Raw genomic sequence first — 21,044 nt, 5'->3', positions numbered from 1 at the left:
GCCCCCCCGCCGATGGTCACCGGTCGTGCGGTCCACCCGTTCCGCCCACGGGGCACGGATCCGCTCGCCGCCGCTCCCGGTCGGGTCGTCGGGCAGGGGGCCTGGGATGAGGAGGTCCGTGGTTCCCACCGGGACGGTGGGAGGCTGTGCGGGGCTCGAGGGTTCGTCGCCCGGGAGGGTGACGTCGTCGAGGGGCGCCGCCGTCTGGGAGGGCGCGATGGAAGTGAGGTCCCGTGCCGGTGCGGGGCCGTGGTCGACCACCAGTACCGGTGGGGTGTCCTCGACGTCGAAGCGGCGCCAGGCGGTGTTCCCGGACTCGTCCGCGGACCCGAGCCTCAGGTGGAGGTGGTGTTCCCCGTTGTCCAGGGCCTGCTGGTAGGCCTCGGTCACGTCGAACTCGACGCCGCCGTGCAGCGGGCAGGCCGCGTGCCCGCCCCGCAGGTTCCGGGTGTCGAGCAGCCCCTGGGAGTCCGGCTGATCGTTCCAGGTGGTGTCCTCGTCGAACGGGTCGACCCGGTGCAACTCCACGGCGGAGTCGCTTTCACAGTCGTAGGACCACGCCACCTCGGTACGCAGGACGGCGGATTCCAGCGGGGAATCGGAACCGAGTTCCACCGGGAAACGGAAAAGGGCCCGGCGCGTGTAGACACGGTCCCAGGCGAGCCGCCCGGTACCCACGCTTCCGGTTTCGGCCCCACTGGAAGGTTGGTCCGGAAACGCGCGGTCCACATGGGTCCACAGCGAACTTCCGGCCTCAATTCGACCACCGTCGTCGTGCGCGGTTTCGGAAGGCTTCACAGCGGAGGTGACACCGCTCCGGTCGCGCGATTCTCCCATGGCGGGGGCGGCACCGAAGACACTGGAGTCCGGAGTACTTCCCTCGACAGCGGGGGGCTTCTCGTCAGCAGCGGCGGGGGCGCCCACCCCCAGCGAGAGAACCAGGGCATAGGTCGCACAGGCCGCCGTCGCGCGGGTCAGGGTACGACGCATTACGGTTAGTGCCTACACATTCCAACTACGACCGAAAGCAATTCCGACGAGGCATCGTGCCACGCCTTCAACTAAGAGGAATTTACCAAATTCACACCGCACCAGACAAACAACGGGGATATATACGCGGACCAAAACCACCATTACCCCACAAGACAAACGAGGGCCACGGGAGGCCGCTCCCGGGGCCGGGAGCGCCTTCGTTTTCCGCCTCCACTCATCCGGCGACAACCAAAACAGGGATCGTTTCGAACCGAAAATCGAAGGCGTTCGACCGCTCCACCGCTCCCCGGATCGGGACCGCACCAAGAGATAGGTTGCGAACATGGAAGGCAACGATCCCGACGCCGAGGTGCTCCGTGCCGTGGGCGCCCGGCTGCGGCGGCTGCGTGGCCGTGTGGGGCTGACCCTCAACAAGCTGTCGGAACACACGGGGATCTCACCGAGCACGCTCTCGCGTCTGGAGACCGGACGGCTCCAGCCCACCCTGGGGCAGCTGCTCCCCCTCTCCCGCGCCTACCGGGTGCCGATCGACGAGCTCGTCGACGCGCCCAGGGTGGGTGACCCGCGCGTCCACCTGCATCCGGTGCGCCGCTTCGGTCTGACGTTCGTCCCGCTCACACAGCGCGCGGGCGGGGTCCAGGCGTACAAGGTGGTCTATCCGCCGTCCCGAGCCCTCCCAGCGCCCGAGCTGCGCACGCACGATGGCCACGAGTGGTTCTACGTGCTCTCGGGAACCGTACGGCTGGTCCTCGGTTCCGAACAGGACGTACTGCTGCACGCCGGGGAGGCGGCCGAGTTCGACACCCGGACCCCGCACTGGATCGGCAACCCCGCCGAGCGGGCGGTGGCCGAGGTCATCGCGATCTTCGGGACCCAGGGCGAACGCATCCACCTGCACGGGGGCTGAGGCCCCGCGCACACGCCGTTGCAGATCCGCACGGAACCGTGCACGGAACCGCCCCCGCCGCCCAGCATGGGCGTCATGCGATCCGAAACCGGGGTCCCCTCTCCCGCCCGGGAGTTCTGGGACCAGCAGTACAGCGACGAGAATCCCTCGACATCCCCTCCCCCGCCCAACGCGGCCTTCGTCGCGCTCGCGGGAGAACTGGCGCTCGTACCGGCTCCGCGCCGAAGAGCGCCCCGGGCCCTCGAACTCGCGTGCGGACGCGGCGGGGACGCCCTGTGGTTGGCCGCACGCGGGTGGCGGGTCACGGCGGTGGACGTCTCGGCACACGTGCTCGACGTCCTGGCCGAGCGGTCCAGGCTGGCCGGGGTCGAGGAGCACCTCGACCTGGAAGCCCACGACCTGGCGTCCTCCGCGCCCGACACCGGCCCCGTCGACCTCGTCTACGCCAACTACTTCCACACCACGACCGGCCTCGCCAGAGACGAGGTCCTGCGCGCGTCCGCGCGGTCGGTCCGCGACGAGGGAATCCTGCTCGTCGTCGACCACGGTTCGAGCGCGCCCTGGTCATGGAACCGGCACGACGACCATCCGACCGCGGACGACCTGTGGCGCTCGCTCGGCCTCGGGCCGGAGTGGACCGCCGTCGTGGTCGAACAACGCACACGACTCGCGCACGGACCCGAAGGCCGCTCCGCGACGGTGGTCGACAACGTGGTGGCGGCACGCCGCCAACCGGGGACGACTCCGGGGACCGAACGGCTCTGATCGCCCGCACCGCCACGAAGGGAGCACCATGTCCGCCCGATCACGACGCGACCGCCCACCGCCCAGGACCGGGCCCGGTGAGAAGGAGGTCCTCACCGGATTCCTGGACTACCTGCGCGAAAGCGCCCTGGCCAAGGTCGAGGGGGCGCCGGAGGAACACGTGCGCACCCCTGGCGTGGCCTCGGGGACCAACCTTCTCGGCCTGATCGCGCACCTGACCCGCGTCGAGCGCCGCGTGTTCCTCGGTGAGGAGACCACCGACTGGGCGGCGACGTTCCGTGCCGGTCCGGACCGTAGCACCGAGGAGGTACTCCAGGCCTACCGCGACGCCGTCGCCGCCGCGAACAGAGCTATCGCCGCCTGCGAGGACCTCGGCCGACCCGCGCACGACGGCCGCCGCGGCGGGCCCGCGCCGTCGATGCGGTGGGCTCTGGCGCACATGATCGAGGAGACCGGTCGTCACGCCGGACACCTCGACATCCTCCGCGAGAGGATCGACGGCCAGACCGGCCGCTGATCCCCTTCCGGAACGGGAACGGCCCTCGTCCCGGCCGGTGCGCGCTCGCACCGGCCGGGACGCCCGCGACCGGCTCAGTCGTCGTGGACCTCGCCCGGTAGGCGGGTCGACGGACCGGTGTAACCGGCGAGGACCGTACGCGGGAGGGGGCCCTTGATCCTCGCGCCGCTGTTGCTCTCCTCCCAGGCGTGGGCCAGGATGCCGACCGACCGCGAGAGGACGAAGAGCCCGCGCGCCAGTTCGGCGTCGAAGCCGAGGCAGGCGTAGACGACGGCCGTGGCGCCGTCGATGTTCATGGGCACGCGCCTGCCCCTGCGTCCCTCGAGGGCCTTCTCCAGTGCGAGCGCGGACTCCAGCGGACCGGCGTCGACGATCCCGTCGCGCACCGCGTCCCGCACCATGCCCAGGAGGGGGTCCCGTCGCGGGTCCCTGGGGTGGAAGCGGTGCCCGAACCCGGGGACGTAACCGCCTCTGTCCCGGTACTCGGCCACGATCGCCTCGGCCGCGTCGTCGGCGCCGGTGCCGTCGGAGCGCAGTTCGGCCATCCGGTGCAGGAGGGTGACGCACTGCTGCCCCGCGCCCCCGTGCACGTCCCCCAGGAGGTTCACGCCGCTGGCGACCGCGTTGTTGAGCCCCAGCCCGCAGGTGGCGGCCATCCGCGCGGCCGCGATGGAGGGCGCCTGTGGGCCGTGGTCGACCCCGGCCACCAGCGCGGACTCGAGCATGCGGGCCTGGGCGGGCTCGGGCAGCTCCCCCCTGAGCATGAGCCAGACCACCTCGACGAAGCCGTGGCGGCCGATGACGTCCTGCACGGGGTATCCGCGCAGCTCGATCTCTCCGGGGGCGATACGTGTCAGGGAGGTCGACCACCAGTCGCCGATCTCCTCGTGGGTCATGCTCGGGGTGTCAGGAGCGCTCACACCACACCCGCCTCTCTGAGCGCGTTGACCTCGCTCTGTTCGTATCCGGCTTCCTGGAGGACCTGGTCGGTGTGTTCGCCCAGGAGGGGTGGGGAGCGGTCGGGCCCCAGGGAGGTTCCGTCCACGTGCACACCGCTGCCAAGGACGTGCAGTTCACGGTCGTCCCGGCCGGGGAAGGCAAGCGTGCGGACCAGGCCCCGGTGCTCGACGTGTTCGAGTTCGAGGGCTTCGCGGACGCTGAGCACACGGGCCGCGGGCACCCCGGCGGCGGAGAGGACCGCCTCCCAGTCCGCCGCGCTCCGGCCCGCCAGGCGCTCCTCGAGTTCACCGCGCAGCGCGACCCGGTTGGCCTTGCGGTCCTCCCGCGTGGCGAAGCGGGGGTCGGCCACGAGTTCGGATGCCTGGAGGAGGCGGCACAGGGTCTCGAACTGTTCCTGCTTGTTGGCCGCGATGTTGAGCGTGCCCTCGCCGGTGGTGAAGGTGCCGGACGGGGCGGCGGTGGCGTTCTCGTTGCCGATGCGTGAGGGTTCCACTCCCGCCGAGAGGTAGTTGGAGACCCCCCAGCCCATGGCCGTGATGGCGGTCTCCAGCATCGAGACGTCGAGACGGGTGCCCTCACCCGTGCGTTCACGTCGCACCAGGGCGCTGCCGACCGCGAACGCGGCGGCCAGTCCGCCCAGGACGTCGGCGATGGGGAACCCGGCTCGGAGGGGACCGGTCTCCTCGGTCCCGGTGGCGTCCATCATGCCGGACAGCCCCTGGATGATCTGGTCGTAGGCGGGCCGGTCGCTCAGCGGACCGTCGGAGCCGAACCCGGACACGGCGCAGTACACCAGGCCGGGGTTGAGTTCGCGCAGGGTCTCCCAGTCGAAGCCCAGGCGTTCCATGACCCCCGGGCGGAAGTTCTCCAGCAACACGTCCGAGTCGCTCACCAGGGTGCGCATGACCTCGCGCCCCGCGTCCGACTTGAGGTTCAGGGTCAGTGACCGCTTCCCCGCGTTCTGGGCGAGGAAGGACGCCCCCACACGCTCGTCGTTGAGTTCCGAGGAGGCTCCGAGCTGTCGTGCGAGGTCGCCCGCGCCGGGCACCTCCACCTTGACGACGTCCGCCCCCATCAGGGAGAGCTGGTACCCGGCGTAGGGTCCGGCCAGCACATTGGTCAGGTCCAGGACGCGGACCCCTGCCAGGGGGAGGGCGTCACGCGCGGCTGTCGCGGGGCTCATCCGTTCTCCTTGTCGTCGCTCGCCACGTTCTCCGACCCCGGGTCGAACCCGATCCGGCCGATGCGTTCCGCCGCCTCTCGTACCGCACCGCTGAAGGCGCGGACGGAGGCCTCGGTGAAGCGGGCGGTGGGCCCGCCGACCGCGAGTGCGGCGACGGGCGCGGGACCTCCGGCGGCCCCGTGGACGGGAGCCGCGACCCCGGAGGCGCCGTGTTCGCGTTCTCCGTGGCTGACCGAGTACCCCTGGCTCCGGGCCTCGGCGATCTCGGTGAGCAGGCGGTCGAGGTACTGCGGTCCGTGGGGGGAGGCCGCGGCGACCCTCCGGACCACCGACTCCGGGGCTCCGCCCAGGAGCACCTTGCTGGCCGCCCCGCCCCAGAGGGGCATCTCGTCACCGGTGTTCACGACGTGGCGGAGCCGTTGGGGACCCTCCTCCTGGGCGACGCAGACACGAACGGTGTCCGCGCGCACGTAGAGGTTGACCGTCTCGGAGGTCTCGACGGTGAGGTCCCGCATGATCACGCGGATCGACTCGGGCACCTGCCAGACGGCGTGGGCCAGGCGCGCCCAGCGGAGCAGTCCCGGTCCGGCTCCGACCCGGCCGTCCGAACCGGACCAGAGCAACCCGCGTTGTTCGAGGGTGCCGACCAGGCGGAGCACGGTGGTCTTGGCCAGCCCGGTCAGTTCCACCAGCTCACGTGTGGTGTAGCGCTGGTTCCTCTCGTCGTAGAGGTCCAGCAGGTCGAGCGCGCGCACCACGCTGCGCACTCCCCCTTCGGTGTCCCCGGCCATCACACTCCCGTCGTGGTCCACCTGGTGGACTCATTGGACTACTAGATGGTCTTACTGGGGGTCAGGCTAACCCACGGACGCAGGAACCGCCAGGGGCACCCGGCAACCGGTCCGCCCAACACAGAACCTCTGCCCAGGCAGGACACACCCCAGCGCACGTGACGACTTCGTTAAGGAAAGATTTCCCGGACGCATTGACACACCCCCGAGTGATTTGCATCATTCTCTGAACCAATCAGCGGCCCATTGAGTCCACCTGGTGGACCAGTGGGGTCGAGAGGGAGTGAAGATGGACAAGCAGCGCACCCTGCGTGCGGTGGGGGCCGTGTGCGCGACCCTCGTCGTGGGTGCCGCCGCGGCGAACGCCGCGCTCTCGCAGACGCACGACTCCGAGGCCCGCGCCCGGGTGGACATCGTGGTGCCCGCCGACCCGGGCGGCGGCTGGGACCTCGTCGCCCGGGAGGCACAGCACGCGATGCGTCTGAACGACATCGTGGCCAACACCCAGGTCGTGAACCTGCCCGGGGCAGGGGGCACGATCGGCCTCGCCCAGACGGTGCGGCGCGAGGGCGAGGCGACCACCCTGATGACCACCGGGACCGTCATGATCGGCGGCATCATCGTCAACGACTCCGCCCAGACGCTGGAGGACGTCGTGCCCATCGCCCGGGTGGCGGACGACTACGAGGTCTTCGTGGTCCGTGACGACTCACCGCTCCAGGACATGAACGACCTGATCGAGGCCTGGGAGGACGACCCCGGAGCGGTGGCCGTGGGCGGCGGTTCGCTCGGGGGCACCGACCACCTGCTCGCCGGGCTCGCCGCCCAGTCACAGGGCCTGCGTCCAACCGACGTCAACTACATCCCCTTCGCGGGCGGCGCCCAGGCGCTCACCTCCCTGCTCTCGGGCAGCATCGACGTGGGTGTCTCGGGTTACAACGAGTTCAGCGACCAGGTGGAGACGGGGAGTCTTCGGGTCCTCGGCGTCTCCGCCCACGAACGGGTCACCGGCCTGGAAGAGCACCCCACCCTCCCCGAACAGGGCGTGGACGCCGTGCTCCCCAACTGGCGGGGCTTCATGGCGCCGCCCGGGATCACCGAGGAGGAGCGTGCCGAGCTGACGGCCATCGTCGAGGAGATGGTCGCCACCCCCGAGTGGCAGGACACCCTCGAACGCAACCGGTGGGACGACACCTTCCAGTCCGGTCCTGAGTTCGAGGCCTTCCTCAAGGAAGAGATCACCCGTATCACCGAAGTCACCAAGGACCTGGGGCTGTCATGAACCCACTGAGAGAACCAGCGCCACCCGCGTCACCGGGGTCGGCCACCTCCCACCCGGCCCGTTCCTGGTTGCGGGGGCGCAGCGAGGTCTTCGTGGGCCTGCTCGTCGTCGGGGTCGGTGTCTTCCTTGCCGCGCAGACCACGGCCATGCACGTCCCGGACACCTCCACCGGGCCCGGCCCCCAGCTCTTCCCGGGGCTGGTGTCCGGACTGATGGTGGTGCTCGGAGCGCTGTTGGTCGTCCAGGTCTCCCGCGCCCCGGCCGTCCCTCCGGCGAACGGCGACACCGGCACGGAGAGCGCGGGGATCGTCGGTGACCTGGTCGAGGGCCAGGAGACCCGGCGCACCGCGACCCACAGCGACTGGCGCACGGTCGGTCTCGTGCTGGGTTCGGTCATCGCCTTCACCCTGCTGCTGCAACCCCTGGGCTGGCTGCTGTCCGGAGCCCTGCTGTTCTTCGGTGTCAGCACGGCGTTCGGAGGCAGGCGCTCGCTGTTCGAGGCGGCGGTCGCGCTGGTCTACTCGGCGGTCGTGCAACTCGCGTTCGTCGCGGGCCTGGGCCTGAACCTCCCCTCGGGGATCCTGGGCGGGGTGCTCTGACATGGACACGCTCGTACTCCTCGGCGGCGGGTTCGCCGCCGCCCTGACCCCCGAGAACCTGCTGTGGGCCTTCGTCGGCGTGGTCCTGGGCACGGCTGTCGGTGTTCTCCCCGGCCTGGGCTCGGCGATGGCCGTGGCGCTTCTGCTCCCGGTCACGTTCAAGCTCGACCCCACGGGCGCCTTCATCATGTTCACCGCCGTCTACTACGGCGGACTCTTCGGCGACTCCACCACGTCCATCCTCATGAACACGCCGGGCAACAGCTCGGCCATCGCCACCGCGATCGAGGGCCACAAGATGGCGCTGCGCGGCAAGGCCTCCCAGGCACTGGCGACCTCGGCGATCGGGGCGTTCCTCGGCGCGGTGGTCTCCACGGCCGTGGTCGCGTTCTTCTCCGGTGTCATCATCGACATCGCCCTGCGGTTCGGCCCCGCCGAGTACTTCGCCCTGGCGGTCTTCGCCTTCGTGGCGACCTCGGCCGTCGTCGCCCAGTCCATGATCCGCGGTCTCATCGCCCTCTCCCTGGGCCTGGCGATCGCGATGGTCGGCATCGACGCGCAGAGCGGCGCCGCGCGGTTCACCCTCGGTGTGCCCTCGCTCTTCGAGGGGATCGGCATCGTGACTGTGACCGTCGGGCTGCTGGCCCTGGGCGAGGTGCTCCACGTGGCCTCGCGGATCCACCGGCAGCGGGACGACGCCCAGCTGGTCCGAACCGGCGGATCCCTCTGGCTCAAGCCCGGTGACCTGCGCCGGGCCATCCCCGCCTGGGTGCGCGGACTGGGCTTCGGCCTTCCGTTCGGCACCATCCCGGCCGGGGGTTCGGAGATCCCGACCTTCCTGGCCTACGGGACGGAACGCAAGCTCTCCCAGCTACGGGCCCGGCGCGGCAAACGCCCCGACGAGTTCGGCAAGGGCGCCATCGAGGGCGTGGCGGCTCCGGAGGCCGCCGCCAGCGCGACAGCGGGCACCGCGATGGGCGCGCTCCTCGGGCTGGGGCTGCCGACGTCTGCCACGGCGGCGATCATGCTCGCCGCGTTCCAGCAGTACGGCATGCAGCCCGGTCCCCTGTTGTTCGAGCGCAACGCGGACCTCGTGTGGGCGCTCCTGGCCAGCCTCTTCGTGGGCAGCGTGATGCTGCTGATCCTCAACCTGCCCTTCGCCCCTCTGTGGGCGAAGCTGCTGCTCATCCCCAAGAGGTACCTGTACGCGGGGATCACCGGCTTCGCGGTGCTCGGTGTCTACGCCTCCTCCTACTCGGTCACCGACCTGTGGCTGCTGATCCTCCTCGGGCTGTTGGGGTTCATGATGCGCAGGTACGCGATCCCGGTCGCCCCGGTACTGATCGCCGTCATCCTCGGCCCCCTCGCGGAGACCGAACTGCGTCGCGGACTGGCGATCGGCCAGGGGGACGTCGGAGTGATGTTCACGGGCCCCATCACCCTGGGCATCTACGCCGTCATCCTGCTGGCTGTCGGCATCGTCGTGGTCGCCCGGATACGCGCGGCCCGGCGCCCTGCGGCCCCGGCGGAGCGGGAGACCAACCCGACGGCGTGAACCAGCCCGCCCGTGCCCGGAGCAGGGCACGGGCGGGTCCCGTGTGGTCGGTTCGCCTCCGTGACCACCCCGGAGCAGGGCCGGGGCGCGAACGCGAAGCCTTCACGGGGTACCCCGCCGGGGGTGCCGAAGTCGCCGGTGGCCAGGATCGGAATCCGTGGCCGGTGGTCGACAGCGGCCCGCGGCTGAGCGGACCTCTCCACCGGACGAGGAACCCGTCACGGGGCCGGGCACGAGAAAGGGGTTGCGCACCGCGAGGGACTCGCGGTGCGCAACCCCTGTGTCACACGGGCCGACAGGACGGACCGGCCCGGGCGACTGGTCCGCCCAAGGACCGGTCAGAGAGTGGGCGCGACACCCACGGCGACGGCCAGGTCCTCCCACGACATGCCGGAGCCCTTGAAGACGTTGGGGCGGTCGGTGCGGCGGGTCACCTCGCCCCGGACCAGCGGGGCGATGCCGACGAGGTCGGCCTTGGTGAGGGTGCCCTCGTCGATGGCGATGACGACGTCCCCGCACTCGCGCAGGGCGGCGTCGCTCTCCTCCACCACCACGAGGGAGCGGCCCATCAGGGCGGCGTCGAGTTCGCGTCGATCGGCCTCGTGCGAACCGATGGCGACCACGCAGGCGCCGTCACGGACCAGGGATCCGTCGAAGAGCGGGTCCTTGGTGGAGGTGGCGCACACAACGATGTCGGCCTCGGCGACGTCGGCCACGGTGCCCGTCTCGGCGGTGATCCCGCGCCCGGCGAGCTCGCTGATGGCGGCCTCCACCCGGTGCGGAGTGCGGCCCACCATCCGAACGCTCGTGAGCTCACGGATACCCGCCACGGCGACGACGTGCTCGACCGCCTGCGGACCGCTGCCGAACACCACGAGGCGGGAGGCCTCCGGGGCGGCCAGCCGGTCCGCCGCCACGGCGGAGGTGGCCGGAGTGCGCAGCGAGGTGAGCGTGACACCGTCGACCATCAGCCTCGGGGTGAGGGTCCGGGCGTCCATCAGCAGGTAGACGGCCTGGATGCGGGGCAGGTCGCGCGCGGGGTTGTCCGGGGACACGGACGCGACCTTGACGCCGACCCAGTCGCCCAGGGTCGAGGGCATGAGCAGCAGGTGGCCGTCCCCGGCCCCCGCGTGGGACCGCGCCGGGTCCTGTGAGGGATCGAATCCGTCGAGCAGGGCACGCTCGATCAGTTCGAAGGCCCGCTTGGGCCCGATCCGCTCACGGACTTCCTCCGCGCTGACGAAGGGCAGGCCGGTGGGTGTCTGGGTCATGCGGAAACCTCGGACTTCTCGTTGCGCTCGGCCTCTTCACGGGCCGCGATCAGGGCGCTCTCCTTGCGCACCACCCGGCCGGACGCGGCGACGGCGGCGAAGGAGATGACGGCGAGGATCACCAGGTAGGTGGCGATCGGCCACCAGGCTCCGTCGAAGCGGGCCAGCAGCCAGGTGGCGAGCAGCGGGGCGGTGCCGCCGGCGAGGGCGGCGCCGATCTGGTAGCCGAGCGTCACGCCGGTGTAGCGCACCCGGGTCGTGAAGATCTCGGAGGTGAGGGTGCCGAGGGTGGCGGTGACCGGGGGCCAGGCCACACCGAGGGCGATCACGACGGCCGCGTACACGGCCCAGCTCATCTGGAGGTCCAGCAGCATGAAGAAGGGCGCTGCGAACAGGGCGATGAGCAGGGTGCCGCCGAGGTAGACCTTCGGGCGGCCGACGCGGTCGGAGAGCGCACCCATGAGCAGGATGCCGAAGGTGCTGACCAGTGCGCCCGCGCTGACCGCGTTGAGGACCACCGACTGCTGGATGTCGAGCGTGCCGGTGGCGTAGCTGACGACGAAGGTCGCGAAGATGTAGAACGGCGCGGTCTCGACGACCTTGGCGCCGACGGCCACGAGCACGGAGCGCCAGTGGTCGCGGAGCGTGTCCCGGATGGGCAGCTTGGCGACGTCGCCGCTCTCCTTGGCCTCGCGGAAGGCGGGAGTCTCGGCCAGGCCCTTGCGGATCCACAGGCCGACGAAGACGAGGACGATGCTGGCGATGAACGGGAGGCGCCAGCCCCAGGACTCGAAGGCACCGTCCGGGAGGAGGCTGACCAGGCCGAAGGCGACCGTCGACATGAGCATGCCGATGGTGATGCCGGTCTGGGGCACCGAGCCGAAGAAGCCGCGTCGGTTCTCGGGGGCGTACTCGTAGGCCAGCAGCAGGGCGCCGCCCCACTCGCCGCCGATCGCGAGGCCCTGGATGATCCGGCACAGGATCAGCAGCACCGGGGCCAGGAGGCCGACCTGCTCGTAGGTGGGCAGCAGACCGATCGCCACGGTGGCGCCGCCCATGAGCGACAGGGTGATGACGAGGGTCTTCTTGCGCCCGATCCGGTCACCGATGTGGGAGAAGACGATCCCGCCGAACGGCCGGATGAAGAAGGTGAGCGACAGGGTCAGGTACGACAGCATCAACGAGATCACGGGATCGTCGTTGGGGAAGAACTGCTTGTCGAAGATGAGCGCCGCGGCGGTGGCGTACAGGAAGAAATCGAACCACTCGATCGCGCTGCCGCTGAGGCTGCCAAAGAGTACACGGCGGTTGGTGGCCGGTTTACCGACCACCGAGTGCTGCGAGGCCACTCACAACTCCTCGGATCAGGGCCCGATGAAGAGGGGCTTCACGATGGGAACCAGTGCAACGTACAATCGCACCTCGCCCGAATCAAGGCCCGTGACCGAATCGAAGCAGCTCAGGTACCTGTTTCGTGTTCGGCAGCGTCCTCCGTCAGATCTCCGCGCGACCCGCCCAGACCCCTCGGACATGACCGAGGTGATGTCGCATGAGGGCCTCGGAACCCGCTGTGTCACCGGCTTCGAGGCGGTCCAGCAGGGCGTGGTGCTCCTCTGCGGTGTCGACCAGACGGCCCTCCTCGTACAGCCCCCGCAGCGCTGACAGCCGCGACATCCCCCGGAGCCTTCGCACCTCGTCGACCAGCCTCTGGTTGCCCGCGATGGACAGCAGCCGGAGGTGGAACGCCATGTCGTTGGCGATGAACTCGCGCAGCTGCCCGTTCTCGGCGGTCTCGGTCAGCCGGTCCGCGAGCGGACGCAGCGCGGCGATCTGCCCGGCGGTGGCGGTCGCGGCGACGCGGCCGACCGTGGGCACCTCGATGAGCGCGCGGAGCTCGATGAGTTCGTCCAGGGCGACGTCGCTGAACTCCACCACGCGGTAGCCGCGGTGGCGGAGGGTCTCGACCAGTCCCTCCTGGGTCAGCTCCATCATGGCCTCGCGCACCGGGGTCGCGGAGACGCCGAGGCGTTCGGCCAGGACGGGGGCCGAGTAGACGACACCGGGCTCGAGCTCACCGGCGATCATGGCCTCACGCAGGACGTCGGTCACCCGGGCGCGCAGGCTCGCGTGCTCGGTGAGCGAACGGAGGACCGGCCGCGACCGGTCGCGCGACGCGTCGATGCTCATGTGCTGTTGTCCTCCTCGACCGGGCTGCGTAGCTCCCAAGGATGCCACGCGCCCGGGGCCGACCCGCTCGCAATGCCCGTCCGGACGCGGACGGAAAGAGTGGGAAGTGCGACTCGGAGGTCACGGGGGGGTCGGCACCCCCGAACCGACGCCGCAGCGGACCCGCCGAACCGCCACTGACCAGGATCGGAGGGGCTCACCCCGCCCCTCCTCCGACACCGGAGGAACGCACTTCGTCCAAAGCATTGACGAAGTGGCATCACGCTGGCAATGTACGCGGCATCTGCCAGGGGACGACCGAACGGAGACCCACCGTGCACGACGACCGGCGGCTGACCGAGGCACGACTGGACCGCGTCCTGAGGGAACGCGTATGGCCCGCGGTGTACACGACGTCGATCCCCCTGGAGGTGGCCCGCTGGGACGTGCCGGGAGAACCGGTCCCGGCCGAGGAGGGCATCGGCGCGCCCCACGAACCCGCGCGCGTGGGCGACTCCTGGGGGCCCGCCTGGGGCACCACCTGGTTCCGGCTGCGCGGTCGGGTACCCGCCGAGTGGTCGGGCCGGACCGTGGAGGCGGTGGTCGACCTCGGCTTCGACGACGCCATGCCGGGCTTCCAGTGCGAAGGACTGGTGCACCTCGCCGACGGCAGTGTGGTCAAGGGCCTCAACCCCCGCAACGCGTGGATTCCGGTCGGCGCCCCCGCGAGCGGCGGCGAGACCGTCGAGTTCCACGTGGAGGCGGCCGCCAACCCGGTCATCCTCGGCGACCCCCCGTTCCAGCCCACCGAACTGGGCTCCGGGCTCGGGCCCGAGGACCGGCCCCTGTACCGGCTGGCCCGCGCGGACCTGGCGGTCTTCGAACGCGAGGTGTGGGAGCTGGCCATCGACCTGGAGGTGGCGGGCGGTCTCATGCGTGAACTCGACACCGGGGACCCCCGCCGCTGGGAGCTTCTGCGCACCCTGGGCCGGACCCTGGACGCCCTCGACCTCCAGGACGTCCCCGGAACGGCGGAGCGGGCACGGGGCGTTCTGGCCCCGGCGCTGGACTCCCCGGCCTCGGCCAGCGCCCACCGGATCTCCGCGGTCGGACACGCCCACATCGACTCCGCGTGGCTCTGGCCGCTGCGTGAGACCGTCCGCAAGGTGGCGCGGACCAGCGCGAACGTGGTGGCGCTGATGGACGACCACCCGGAGTTCGTGTTCGCGATGTCGCAGGCCCAGCAGTGGGCCTGGCTCAAGGAACACCGTCCGGACGTGTTCTCGCGGGTCGTCCGGGCAGCCGAAGCGGGACGGTTCGTCCCGGTCGGGGGCATGTGGGTGGAGTCCGACACCAACATGCCCGGTTCGGAGGCCCTGGCCCGCCAGTTCGTCTTCGGCAAGCGCTTCTTCCGCGACGAACTCGGGGTGGACACCCAGGAGGTGTGGCTGCCCGACTCCTTCGGCTACTCGGCCGCCCTCCCCCAGCTGGTGCGGCTGTCCGGGTCGCGCTGGTTCCTCACCCAGAAGATCTCCTGGAGCCAGGTCAACCAGTTCCCGCACCACACCTTCTGGTGGGAGGGACTGGACGGCACCCGCGTGTTCACGCACTTCCCCCCGGTGGACACCTACAACTCCGAACTGACCGGCGCCGAACTCGCGCACGCCTCGCGCAACTTCCGGGACAAGGGCGGTGCGTCGCGTTCCCTCGTGCCGTTCGGCCACGGGGACGGGGGCGGCGGCCCCACCCGCGAGATGCTGGCCCGGGCGGCGCGCCTGCGCGACCTGGAGGGTTCGCCGACGGTGGAGATCGAGCACCCGGAGCGGTTCTTCGCCAAGGCGCACGAGGAGTACCCGGACGCCCCGGTGTGGTTGGGGGAACTCTACCTGGAGTTCCACCGGGGGACGTACACCAGCCAGACCGCCACCAAGCAGGGCAACCGGCGTTCGGAGCACCTGCTGCGCGAGGCCGAACTGTGGGCCGCCACGGCCGCCGTGCGGGTGGGCGCCCCCTACCCGTACGAGCGGATCGAGGAGGTCTGGCGGACGGTCCTGCTCAACCAGTTCCACGACATCCTGCCGGGCAGTTCCATCGCCTGGGTGCACCGGGAGGCCGCGCTGGCCTACGCCCGGGTCGCGGAGGAGCTCGGGGAGATCATCCGGCACGCGCAGGAGGCGCTGGCCGGTGACGTCGGGGACGGGGGCTCGGGCGGTGTGGTCTTCAACCCGACCCCGCACGAACGCGACGGTGTCCCCGCCCTGGGCGCCCTCCCCCGTGCGCGCACGGCGGAAGTGGGGCAGGCCTCCCTCAGCCCGGACCCGGAGACCCCGGGGGGCTTCGTGCTGGACAACGGGCTCCTGACGGTCCGGGTGGACGAGCGGGGCCTGGTCACCTCGGTCCTGGACCGGGGAGAGGGGGCGCCGGGCCGCGAGGTGCTCGCTCCGGGACAGCCGGGGAACCTGCTCCAGGTACACCAGGACCTGCCCAACCAGTGGGACGCCTGGGACGTGGACGAGTTCTACCGCAACACCACCGAGGACCTCACCGAGGCCGACGGCGTCGAACCCGAACCGGCGGGTTCGGGAACCGCCGCGCTGAGGGTCACCCGCTCCTTCGGGGACTCCTCGGTGGTCCAGGTGCTCTCCCTGGCAGCCGGGGCCCGGCGTCTGGACGTGGAGACGGTCGTGGACTGGCACGAGCGGGAGAAGTTCCTCAAGGCCGCCTTCCCCCTGGACGTGCGCGCGCACGAGTCGTCGTCGGAGATCCAGTTCGGCCATGTCAGGCGGCCCGCGCACACCAACACCTCCTGGGACTCGGCCAAGTTCGAGATCTGCGCCCACCGCTGGGTGCACGTCGCCGAACCCGGCTACGGCGTGGCGGTCCTCAACGACTCCACCTACGGGCACGACGTGACGCGTGACGTACGAGGCGACGGCGGCACCACGACCACGGTCCGTCTGTCCCTGCTGCGGGCGCCGCGGTTCCCCGACCCCGACACCGACCAGGGCGAACACCGGTTCCGGTACGCCCTGGCCCCGGGCGCGGAGATCGAGGACGCCGTCCGCGAGGGCTACCGGATCAACCTCCCGGTCCGGGAGCTGCCGGGCGACGCCGTGGTGGAGCCGTTTGTGACGGTGGACGACCCCGGTGTGGTGGTGGAGTCGGTCAAGCTCGCCGACGACCGCTCCGGCGACGTGGTGGTGCGCCTGTACGAGGCCCGTGGCGGGCGTGCCCGCACATCGGTGAGCCCCGGCTTCCCCGTCTCGGGGGTGCGCGCGGTGAACCTGCTGGAGGAGGACTACGCGGAGGCCCCGGAACTGCTCTCGGCCGGTGACTCCGGGGCCGACGGCCACGGTCCCGGCCGGGTGTCGGTCTCCCTGCGCCCCTTCCAGATCCTGACCCTGCGCTTCGAGCGCTGATCCGACCCCGGGGTCCGGGCTCGCCGTCCCGAGTCCGGACCCCGGCCCCGCCCCTCGGGGGTCGCCGCGGTGGGCTACCCCTTGATCGCGCCGCCCAGCGCGAACCGGCCGCCCAGGGCTCGTGACACGGCCATGTACAGCACGACCACGGGAACGGTGTAGAGCAGTGAGTACGCGGCCAGTTCGCCGTAGCGAACCGATCCGTACTGGCCGAAGAAGGTGAACACGCGGACCGCCGCCGGCATCTTCTCCGGGCTCGTGAGCAGGATGAACGGGACGAAGAAGTTGCCCCAGGTGGTGACGAGGGTGAAGATCGCGACCACCGCCAGCCCCGGTGCGAGCAGCGGGGCCACCAGGTAGCGGATCGACTGCCAGGCCGAGGCCCCGTCCACCCAGGCGGCCTCCTCCAGGGAGAGGGGGATGCCGTCGATGAAGTTCTTGGTGAGCCAGATCCCGAAGGGCAGCGTGCTGGCGGCCAGGAACAGCGTGGTCGCGACCAGGGAGTTCAGCAGGTTGGCCTGCACGAACATCCCGTAGACCGGAACCATGATGGCGGTGACGGGCAGGCCCGTGGCGAACAGCACCGTGTACAGGAACGGCTTCCTGAACCGGAGGTTGTACCGGGAGAGCGGGTAGGCGGCCAGCATCGAGCACACGGCCGTGATGAGCGCGGCTCCCCCACAGGTCAGGATGCTGTTCCAGATCGGCAGGTAGACGATCTCCGGGATCATGATGGCCGTGAAGTGGTCCAGGGTGAACCCCGAGGGCGGGCTGGCGCGCAGCGAGGGCTCCGGGTCCACCGACGCGAACACCATCCACAGCATCGGCACCAGGAACAGCACCGCGAGCACGCCGAGGACCAGGTAGGCGAGGAAGCCGCCCGCGGCCCGGCTCGGGGCGCTGACCACGGCGCGCGCCCGCCTCCGCCCCGCGTCGGCGGACCTCCTACCGGGCTCCTGCCCGCGGCTGTTTTCGTCGCTCACCGGTCCTCCTCCTTCCGGAGCATCCACACGTAGACGATCGAGAACAGCCCGGCGACCACGAGCAGCGCCAACGCGATGGCGGTGCCGTAGCCCAGGTCGCCCATGCGCAGCGCCTCCTGGTACATCAACAGCGGGAGCGTGGTGCTGCGGGAGCCCGGCCCGCCCGAGGTCATCACGAAGATCAGGGTGAAGACCTGCACCGTCTGGAGCGTGATGAGCAGCAGGGTGGTGGCCAGGGTCCGGCGCAGGAGCGGGATCACGACGTGCCACAGCACCTGGAAGGCGGAGGCGCCATCCACCCGCGCCGCCTCCTTGAGGTCCTCGGGGACCTCGGACAGCCCCGCCGAGTAGGTCATCATCGAGAAGGCGGTCCCCTTCCAGACGTTGGCCAGCACCACCGCCAGGAGCGGGGCCGCGAACAGCCAGTTCTGGGGACCGGTACCGAACCAGCCCAGGACCGTGTTGAGGGTGCCCTCCCGTTCCAGGAAGGCGTACCAGACGAACCCCGCCACGACCTCGGGGACCACCCACGCGCCGACCACGATCGCCCCCACCGTGGCCCGGACCGCGCCGTTGCGGTTCTGGAGCAGCAGGGCCAGGGTCAGGCCCAGCACCGTCTGCCCGAACACGCAGCCCACCAGGAAGAGCACGGTGAGGACGGTCGCGGTGCGGAATCGGGGGTCGGAGAGCAGTTCGGTGAAGTTGTCGAGCCCCACGAAATCGGTCTGGGCGGCCTGCGCGCCGGTCAGGGCCGCGTTGGTGAGGGAGGCCCAGACCGTCCACAGGATGGGCCCCGCGAAGAAGGCGAGGAGCAGGAACAGGGCCGGGGCCATCGGAACGGCCCACCGCGCCGCCCCGGCCAGGGGTCGACGGGACCGGACGGTGGCCACCGGTCAGGAACCCGTCGTGACGTTGTCGGGCCCGACGACGCCCTCCACCTCTTCGGCGTAGACCTGGGCGGCCTCCTCCGGGGTGGCCTGTTCGAGCATCACGCTCTCCATGGCCTCCTGGACCGCCAACGAGATCCTCGGGTACTCGCTGTAGGCGGGGCGGAAGCCGGTGATGTCGACCAGGGCGGCGAACTCCTCGGCCTTGGGCGAGTCCTCCAGGAAGGCCGGGTCCTCGGCGACGTCCGCGCGGACCGGGATCTGGCCGCCCTCGACGGCGAACTTGACCCCGTTCTCCTGGTTGAGCGCGTACGTCATGACCTCCCAGGCGAGGTCGGGATCGGTGGCGTTGGCGCCCATGGAGAGGGCCCAGCCACCGGACATGCTGGTGGCTCCGGCGCCCTGGCCGTTCTGGGTGGGCATCGGGGCGAAGTCCATGACCTCCTCCCACTCGGGCCAGGGCTGGTTGGCCTCCTCGATCCAGGACTGGGTGGCCCAGGAACCCTCCAGGCTGATCGCCATCCCTCCGGAGGGGATGCGCTCCTCGTTGTTGACCGTGCCGACGTTGGCGTCGAGGGCGTCCTGGGGGTCGAGGGTGAGGTCCTCGTCGTAGAGGGTGCGGAGGAAGTCCAGGGAGTCGGTGAACCCGGTGCTTCCGGTGACCCACTGTTCCGACTCGTCGTCGAAGAGGGCGCCCTCAGTGCCGCTGAGCAGCATCTGGAAGCCCTGGAGGGAGGCCATCTCACCGGCGGGGGTGCCGGAGTAGACGTTGAGCGGGACCACGTCGTCACCGAGTTCGGCGCGGATGGTGCGGGCCGTGTCGAGGACGTCCTCCCAGGTGGTGGGCGCCCACGGGGTGTCGATCCCGGCCTGCTCCAGCAGTTCGGTGTTGTACCAGAGGCCGCGCACGTCGGTGCCGAGCATCACTCCGTAGCGCTGACCGTCCAGCGAGGTGACCGCGACCGCCTCCTGGTCGCTGTACTGGTCGCGTTCGTCCCAGGCGTCGAAGTGGTCGTCGAGCGGCATCAGGTACCCGGCGTCGGCGTCCTGGTTGATGGTGAACGTGTCCTGGTAGATCAGGTCCGGCGCTTCGCTGGGCGAACCGTTCATGAGGTTGACCTGCGTCTGGTAGTCCTCGGCCTGCGCCTCGATGGCGTGGAGTTCGACGGTGACACCGGGGTTGGCGTCCTCGAACTCCTCCTTGACCTGGCGCATCAGCGAGTCCATCGCGATGAAGGTGCCGAACTTCTGGTAGACGACGCGGACCGTGTCCTCGTCCCGGTCCGCGGCGGTCGAGCAGCCCGAGGCGACCAGCGCCAGGAGCGGGACGGCGACCGCCGCACGGATGGTGTTCCGTCGGATTCTCCTCATCGTGGCCCCTCGCGCAGAAGTGGGTGCCGGGGCACCCGAAGGCCCCCGACACGTGACTCACATCACTTGCTTACTAAAAACCTTGGATAAAGACAATGGGTGAAGTGGGCTCTTCCGGGGCGGTTACCCTCATGTGGTCAGTCGGCGGCCTGATCGGGCGGAGGGAATCGGCGTATGCGCACAAGCACCAACCTGCTGTGGCTGGGCGGGCTCAACCAGAGCAGGGTGCTCGACGCCGTGCGCCGCTCCGACGGGATCAGCCGGGTGGAACTGGCCGAGCAGACCGGCCTGACCGCCCAGACCGTGTCCAACATCGTGCGCAGACTCCTGGAGGACGGTCTGGTTCTGGAGGACGGGCGGGCCAACTCGCGCGGCGGCAAACCGGCGACGGTGCTCCGGCTCAACGCGGGCGCCTACTACGCGGTCGGCATGCACATCGACCCCGCGTCCACCACGCTGGTCGTCACGGACCTGGCCGGGCGGGTCGTGGCGCGGAGCCGTCGACGCACCCCCGCGTCCCAGGGTCCGCAGCGGGTGATCGACGCCCTCAGCCGCTCGGTGCGCGCCATCGTCGCGGAGTCGAGCGTCTCGGACCGCATCCTGGGACTCGGGGTGGCCACACCGGGTCCGCTGGACACCGAGGGCGGCGCGGTGACCCCGCCCCACCTGCCCGGCTGGAGATCGGTACCGCTGCGGGAGGCCCTGGCCGAGGGCACCGGGCTGAAGGTGGTCATCGACAACGACGCCACCGCCGCCACCATCGGCGAACGGTGGTCGGGCGGCGAGGAACGCTCCTCGGACATGGCCTTCGTCTACGTGGGGACCGGAGTGGGCGGAGGGCTCGTCCTGGACGGACGCGTCTACCGTGGGGCCACCCTGAATGCCGCCGAGATCGGCCACGTGACGGTGGACCCGAGCGGACCGGCGTGCCCCTGCGGCAACCGGGGCTGCCTGGAGACCTACGTCGCACCGCACGCGGTCGCCTCGGACGCGGCCAGGCTGCGCGGGGAGGGCCCGGCGGACTTCGAGCGCGGGCAGGCCCGCACGGTCGCGGCGTACCGCAGGGTGTGCCGTGAGGCGCACGCGGGCGACGCCGTGGCCCTGGAGGTGGTGTCCGCCGCCGGACGCCGCCTCGGCCAGGCCGCGACCACCCTGCTCAACCTGGTCGACGTGCCACTGGTGGTGCTCGGCGGCTGGGGCATGTCGCACGTCGGGGACCTGTACGGCGCCGCACTGCTCGAAGCCGTGTCCGGGCGCTCGATCGCCCGTTCCATGCGGCGGGTGCGGGTGGAGACGTCGCGCATCGGCGAGGACGTCGGCGCCATCGGAGCGGCCGCGCTGGTGCTGCACTCGGCGTACGCACCCGAGTTCACCAGCGTGTGAGTCCGCGCGGGG

The 21,044-nt window shown here is 70.8% G+C and carries 18 protein-coding genes; 8 read left to right on the top strand and 10 right to left on the bottom strand.

Annotation, left to right across the window (positions count from 1 at the left end; genetic code table 11):
• The coding region (locus tag D452_RS29215) for a DNRLRE domain-containing protein (RefSeq protein ID WP_239646351.1) at window positions 1-837 on the bottom strand (837 nt) is incomplete at its 3' end.
• A 478-nt stretch (window positions 838-1,315) separates the two neighbouring features.
• On the opposite strand from D452_RS29215, the gene D452_RS0108820 reads away from it, so the two are divergent.
• The 3 genes from D452_RS0108820 to D452_RS30845 all read left to right on the top strand — a co-directional run bounded on the left by D452_RS0108820 (window position 1,316) and on the right by D452_RS30845 (window position 3,182).
• The gene (locus D452_RS0108820) at window positions 1,316-1,900 is read left to right on the top strand and encodes a helix-turn-helix domain-containing protein (protein WP_017543791.1); all 585 of its coding nucleotides are present in this window, start codon (window positions 1,316-1,318) and stop codon (window positions 1,898-1,900) included.
• A gap of 75 nt (window positions 1,901-1,975) precedes the next feature.
• Entirely contained in the window at window positions 1,976-2,665 is a 690-nt protein-coding gene (locus tag D452_RS30850; RefSeq protein ID WP_040693412.1) for a class I SAM-dependent methyltransferase, read from the top strand.
• A 28-nt stretch (window positions 2,666-2,693) separates the two neighbouring features.
• Entirely contained in the window at window positions 2,694-3,182 is a 489-nt protein-coding gene (locus D452_RS30845) for a DinB family protein (RefSeq protein WP_017543789.1), read from the top strand.
• Between the two features lie 74 nt (window positions 3,183-3,256).
• On the opposite strand, the gene D452_RS0108805 is transcribed toward D452_RS30845, so the two are convergent.
• The 3 genes from D452_RS0108805 to D452_RS0108795 are packed head-to-tail and all read right to left on the bottom strand — an operon-like array spanning window position 3,257 to window position 6,137.
• A complete protein-coding gene (locus D452_RS0108805) occupies window positions 3,257-4,102 on the bottom strand; it encodes a citryl-CoA lyase (protein WP_026129111.1) in 846 nt (281 codons plus the stop codon).
• A complete protein-coding gene (locus D452_RS0108800) occupies window positions 4,099-5,325 on the bottom strand; it encodes a CaiB/BaiF CoA transferase family protein (RefSeq protein WP_017543787.1) in 1,227 nt (408 codons plus the stop codon). Before D452_RS0108800 ends, D452_RS0108805 begins: the two co-directional genes overlap by 4 nt.
• On the bottom strand, window positions 5,322-6,137 hold the full coding sequence (locus D452_RS0108795; protein WP_017543786.1) for an IclR family transcriptional regulator: 816 nt from the start codon (window positions 6,135-6,137) through the stop codon (window positions 5,322-5,324). Before D452_RS0108795 ends, D452_RS0108800 begins: the two co-directional genes overlap by 4 nt.
• Before the next feature lie 268 nt (window positions 6,138-6,405).
• On the opposite strand from D452_RS0108795, the gene D452_RS0108790 reads away from it, so the two are divergent.
• The 3 genes from D452_RS0108790 to D452_RS0108780 are packed head-to-tail and all read left to right on the top strand — an operon-like array spanning window position 6,406 to window position 9,552.
• Window positions 6,406-7,398 (top strand): Bug family tripartite tricarboxylate transporter substrate binding protein, encoded by a 993-nt coding sequence (locus D452_RS0108790; RefSeq protein ID WP_017543785.1) that lies wholly within the window; start codon window positions 6,406-6,408, stop codon window positions 7,396-7,398.
• The gene (locus tag D452_RS0108785) at window positions 7,395-7,997 is read left to right on the top strand and encodes a tripartite tricarboxylate transporter TctB family protein (RefSeq protein WP_026129110.1); all 603 of its coding nucleotides are present in this window, start codon (window positions 7,395-7,397) and stop codon (window positions 7,995-7,997) included. Before D452_RS0108790 ends, D452_RS0108785 begins: the two co-directional genes overlap by 4 nt.
• Before the next feature lies 1 nt (window position 7,998).
• Window positions 7,999-9,552, top strand: coding sequence for a tripartite tricarboxylate transporter permease (locus tag D452_RS0108780; protein WP_017543783.1), 1,554 nt, complete (start codon window positions 7,999-8,001; stop codon window positions 9,550-9,552).
• 338 nt (window positions 9,553-9,890) lie between these two features.
• Here D452_RS0108780 and D452_RS0108775 read toward each other — a convergent pair whose 3' ends face one another.
• From D452_RS0108775 to D452_RS0108765, 3 genes are all read right to left on the bottom strand, one after another.
• Window positions 9,891-10,823, bottom strand: a complete 933-nt coding sequence (locus D452_RS0108775; protein WP_017543782.1) for an ornithine cyclodeaminase family protein — start codon at window positions 10,821-10,823, stop codon at window positions 9,891-9,893.
• The gene (locus D452_RS0108770) at window positions 10,820-12,172 is read right to left on the bottom strand and encodes an MFS transporter (protein ID WP_017543781.1); all 1,353 of its coding nucleotides are present in this window, start codon (window positions 12,170-12,172) and stop codon (window positions 10,820-10,822) included. The genes D452_RS0108775 and D452_RS0108770 overlap by 4 nt, the downstream gene beginning before the upstream one ends.
• Before the next feature lie 145 nt (window positions 12,173-12,317).
• Window positions 12,318-13,010 (bottom strand): GntR family transcriptional regulator, encoded by a 693-nt coding sequence (locus D452_RS0108765; protein WP_017543780.1) that lies wholly within the window; start codon window positions 13,008-13,010, stop codon window positions 12,318-12,320.
• 314 nt (window positions 13,011-13,324) lie between these two features.
• On the opposite strand from D452_RS0108765, the gene D452_RS0108760 reads away from it, so the two are divergent.
• Window positions 13,325-16,408 carry an alpha-mannosidase gene (locus tag D452_RS0108760; RefSeq protein WP_017543779.1) on the top strand — a complete coding sequence of 1,028 codons (3,084 nt, stop codon included), beginning with the start codon at window positions 13,325-13,327 and terminating at the stop codon, window positions 16,406-16,408.
• Between the two features lie 74 nt (window positions 16,409-16,482).
• Here D452_RS0108760 and D452_RS0108755 read toward each other — a convergent pair whose 3' ends face one another.
• From D452_RS0108755 to D452_RS0108745, 3 genes are all read right to left on the bottom strand, one after another.
• A complete protein-coding gene (locus D452_RS0108755; protein WP_017543778.1) occupies window positions 16,483-17,316 on the bottom strand; it encodes a carbohydrate ABC transporter permease in 834 nt (277 codons plus the stop codon).
• 71 nt (window positions 17,317-17,387) lie between these two features.
• Window positions 17,388-18,224 carry a carbohydrate ABC transporter permease gene (locus D452_RS0108750; protein ID WP_017543777.1) on the bottom strand — a complete coding sequence of 279 codons (837 nt, stop codon included), beginning with the start codon at window positions 18,222-18,224 and terminating at the stop codon, window positions 17,388-17,390.
• Between the two features lie 60 nt (window positions 18,225-18,284).
• The gene (locus D452_RS0108745) at window positions 18,285-19,649 is read right to left on the bottom strand and encodes an extracellular solute-binding protein (protein ID WP_017543776.1); all 1,365 of its coding nucleotides are present in this window, start codon (window positions 19,647-19,649) and stop codon (window positions 18,285-18,287) included.
• Window positions 19,650-19,823: 174 nt separating this feature from the next.
• Here D452_RS0108745 and D452_RS0108740 point away from each other — a divergent pair, with 174 nt between their 5' ends.
• Window positions 19,824-21,032 carry an ROK family transcriptional regulator gene (locus D452_RS0108740; RefSeq protein WP_017543775.1) on the top strand — a complete coding sequence of 403 codons (1,209 nt, stop codon included), beginning with the start codon at window positions 19,824-19,826 and terminating at the stop codon, window positions 21,030-21,032.
• The last annotated feature ends 12 nt before the right edge of the window (window positions 21,033-21,044 follow it).

The sequence above is a fragment of the Nocardiopsis prasina DSM 43845 genome, from assembly GCF_000341265.1.
GTDB lineage: Bacteria > Actinomycetota > Actinomycetes > Streptosporangiales > Streptosporangiaceae > Nocardiopsis > Nocardiopsis prasina.
The sequence above is the reverse complement of the archived record's forward strand: the minus strand, read 5'-3'. Positions and strand labels throughout refer to the sequence as shown.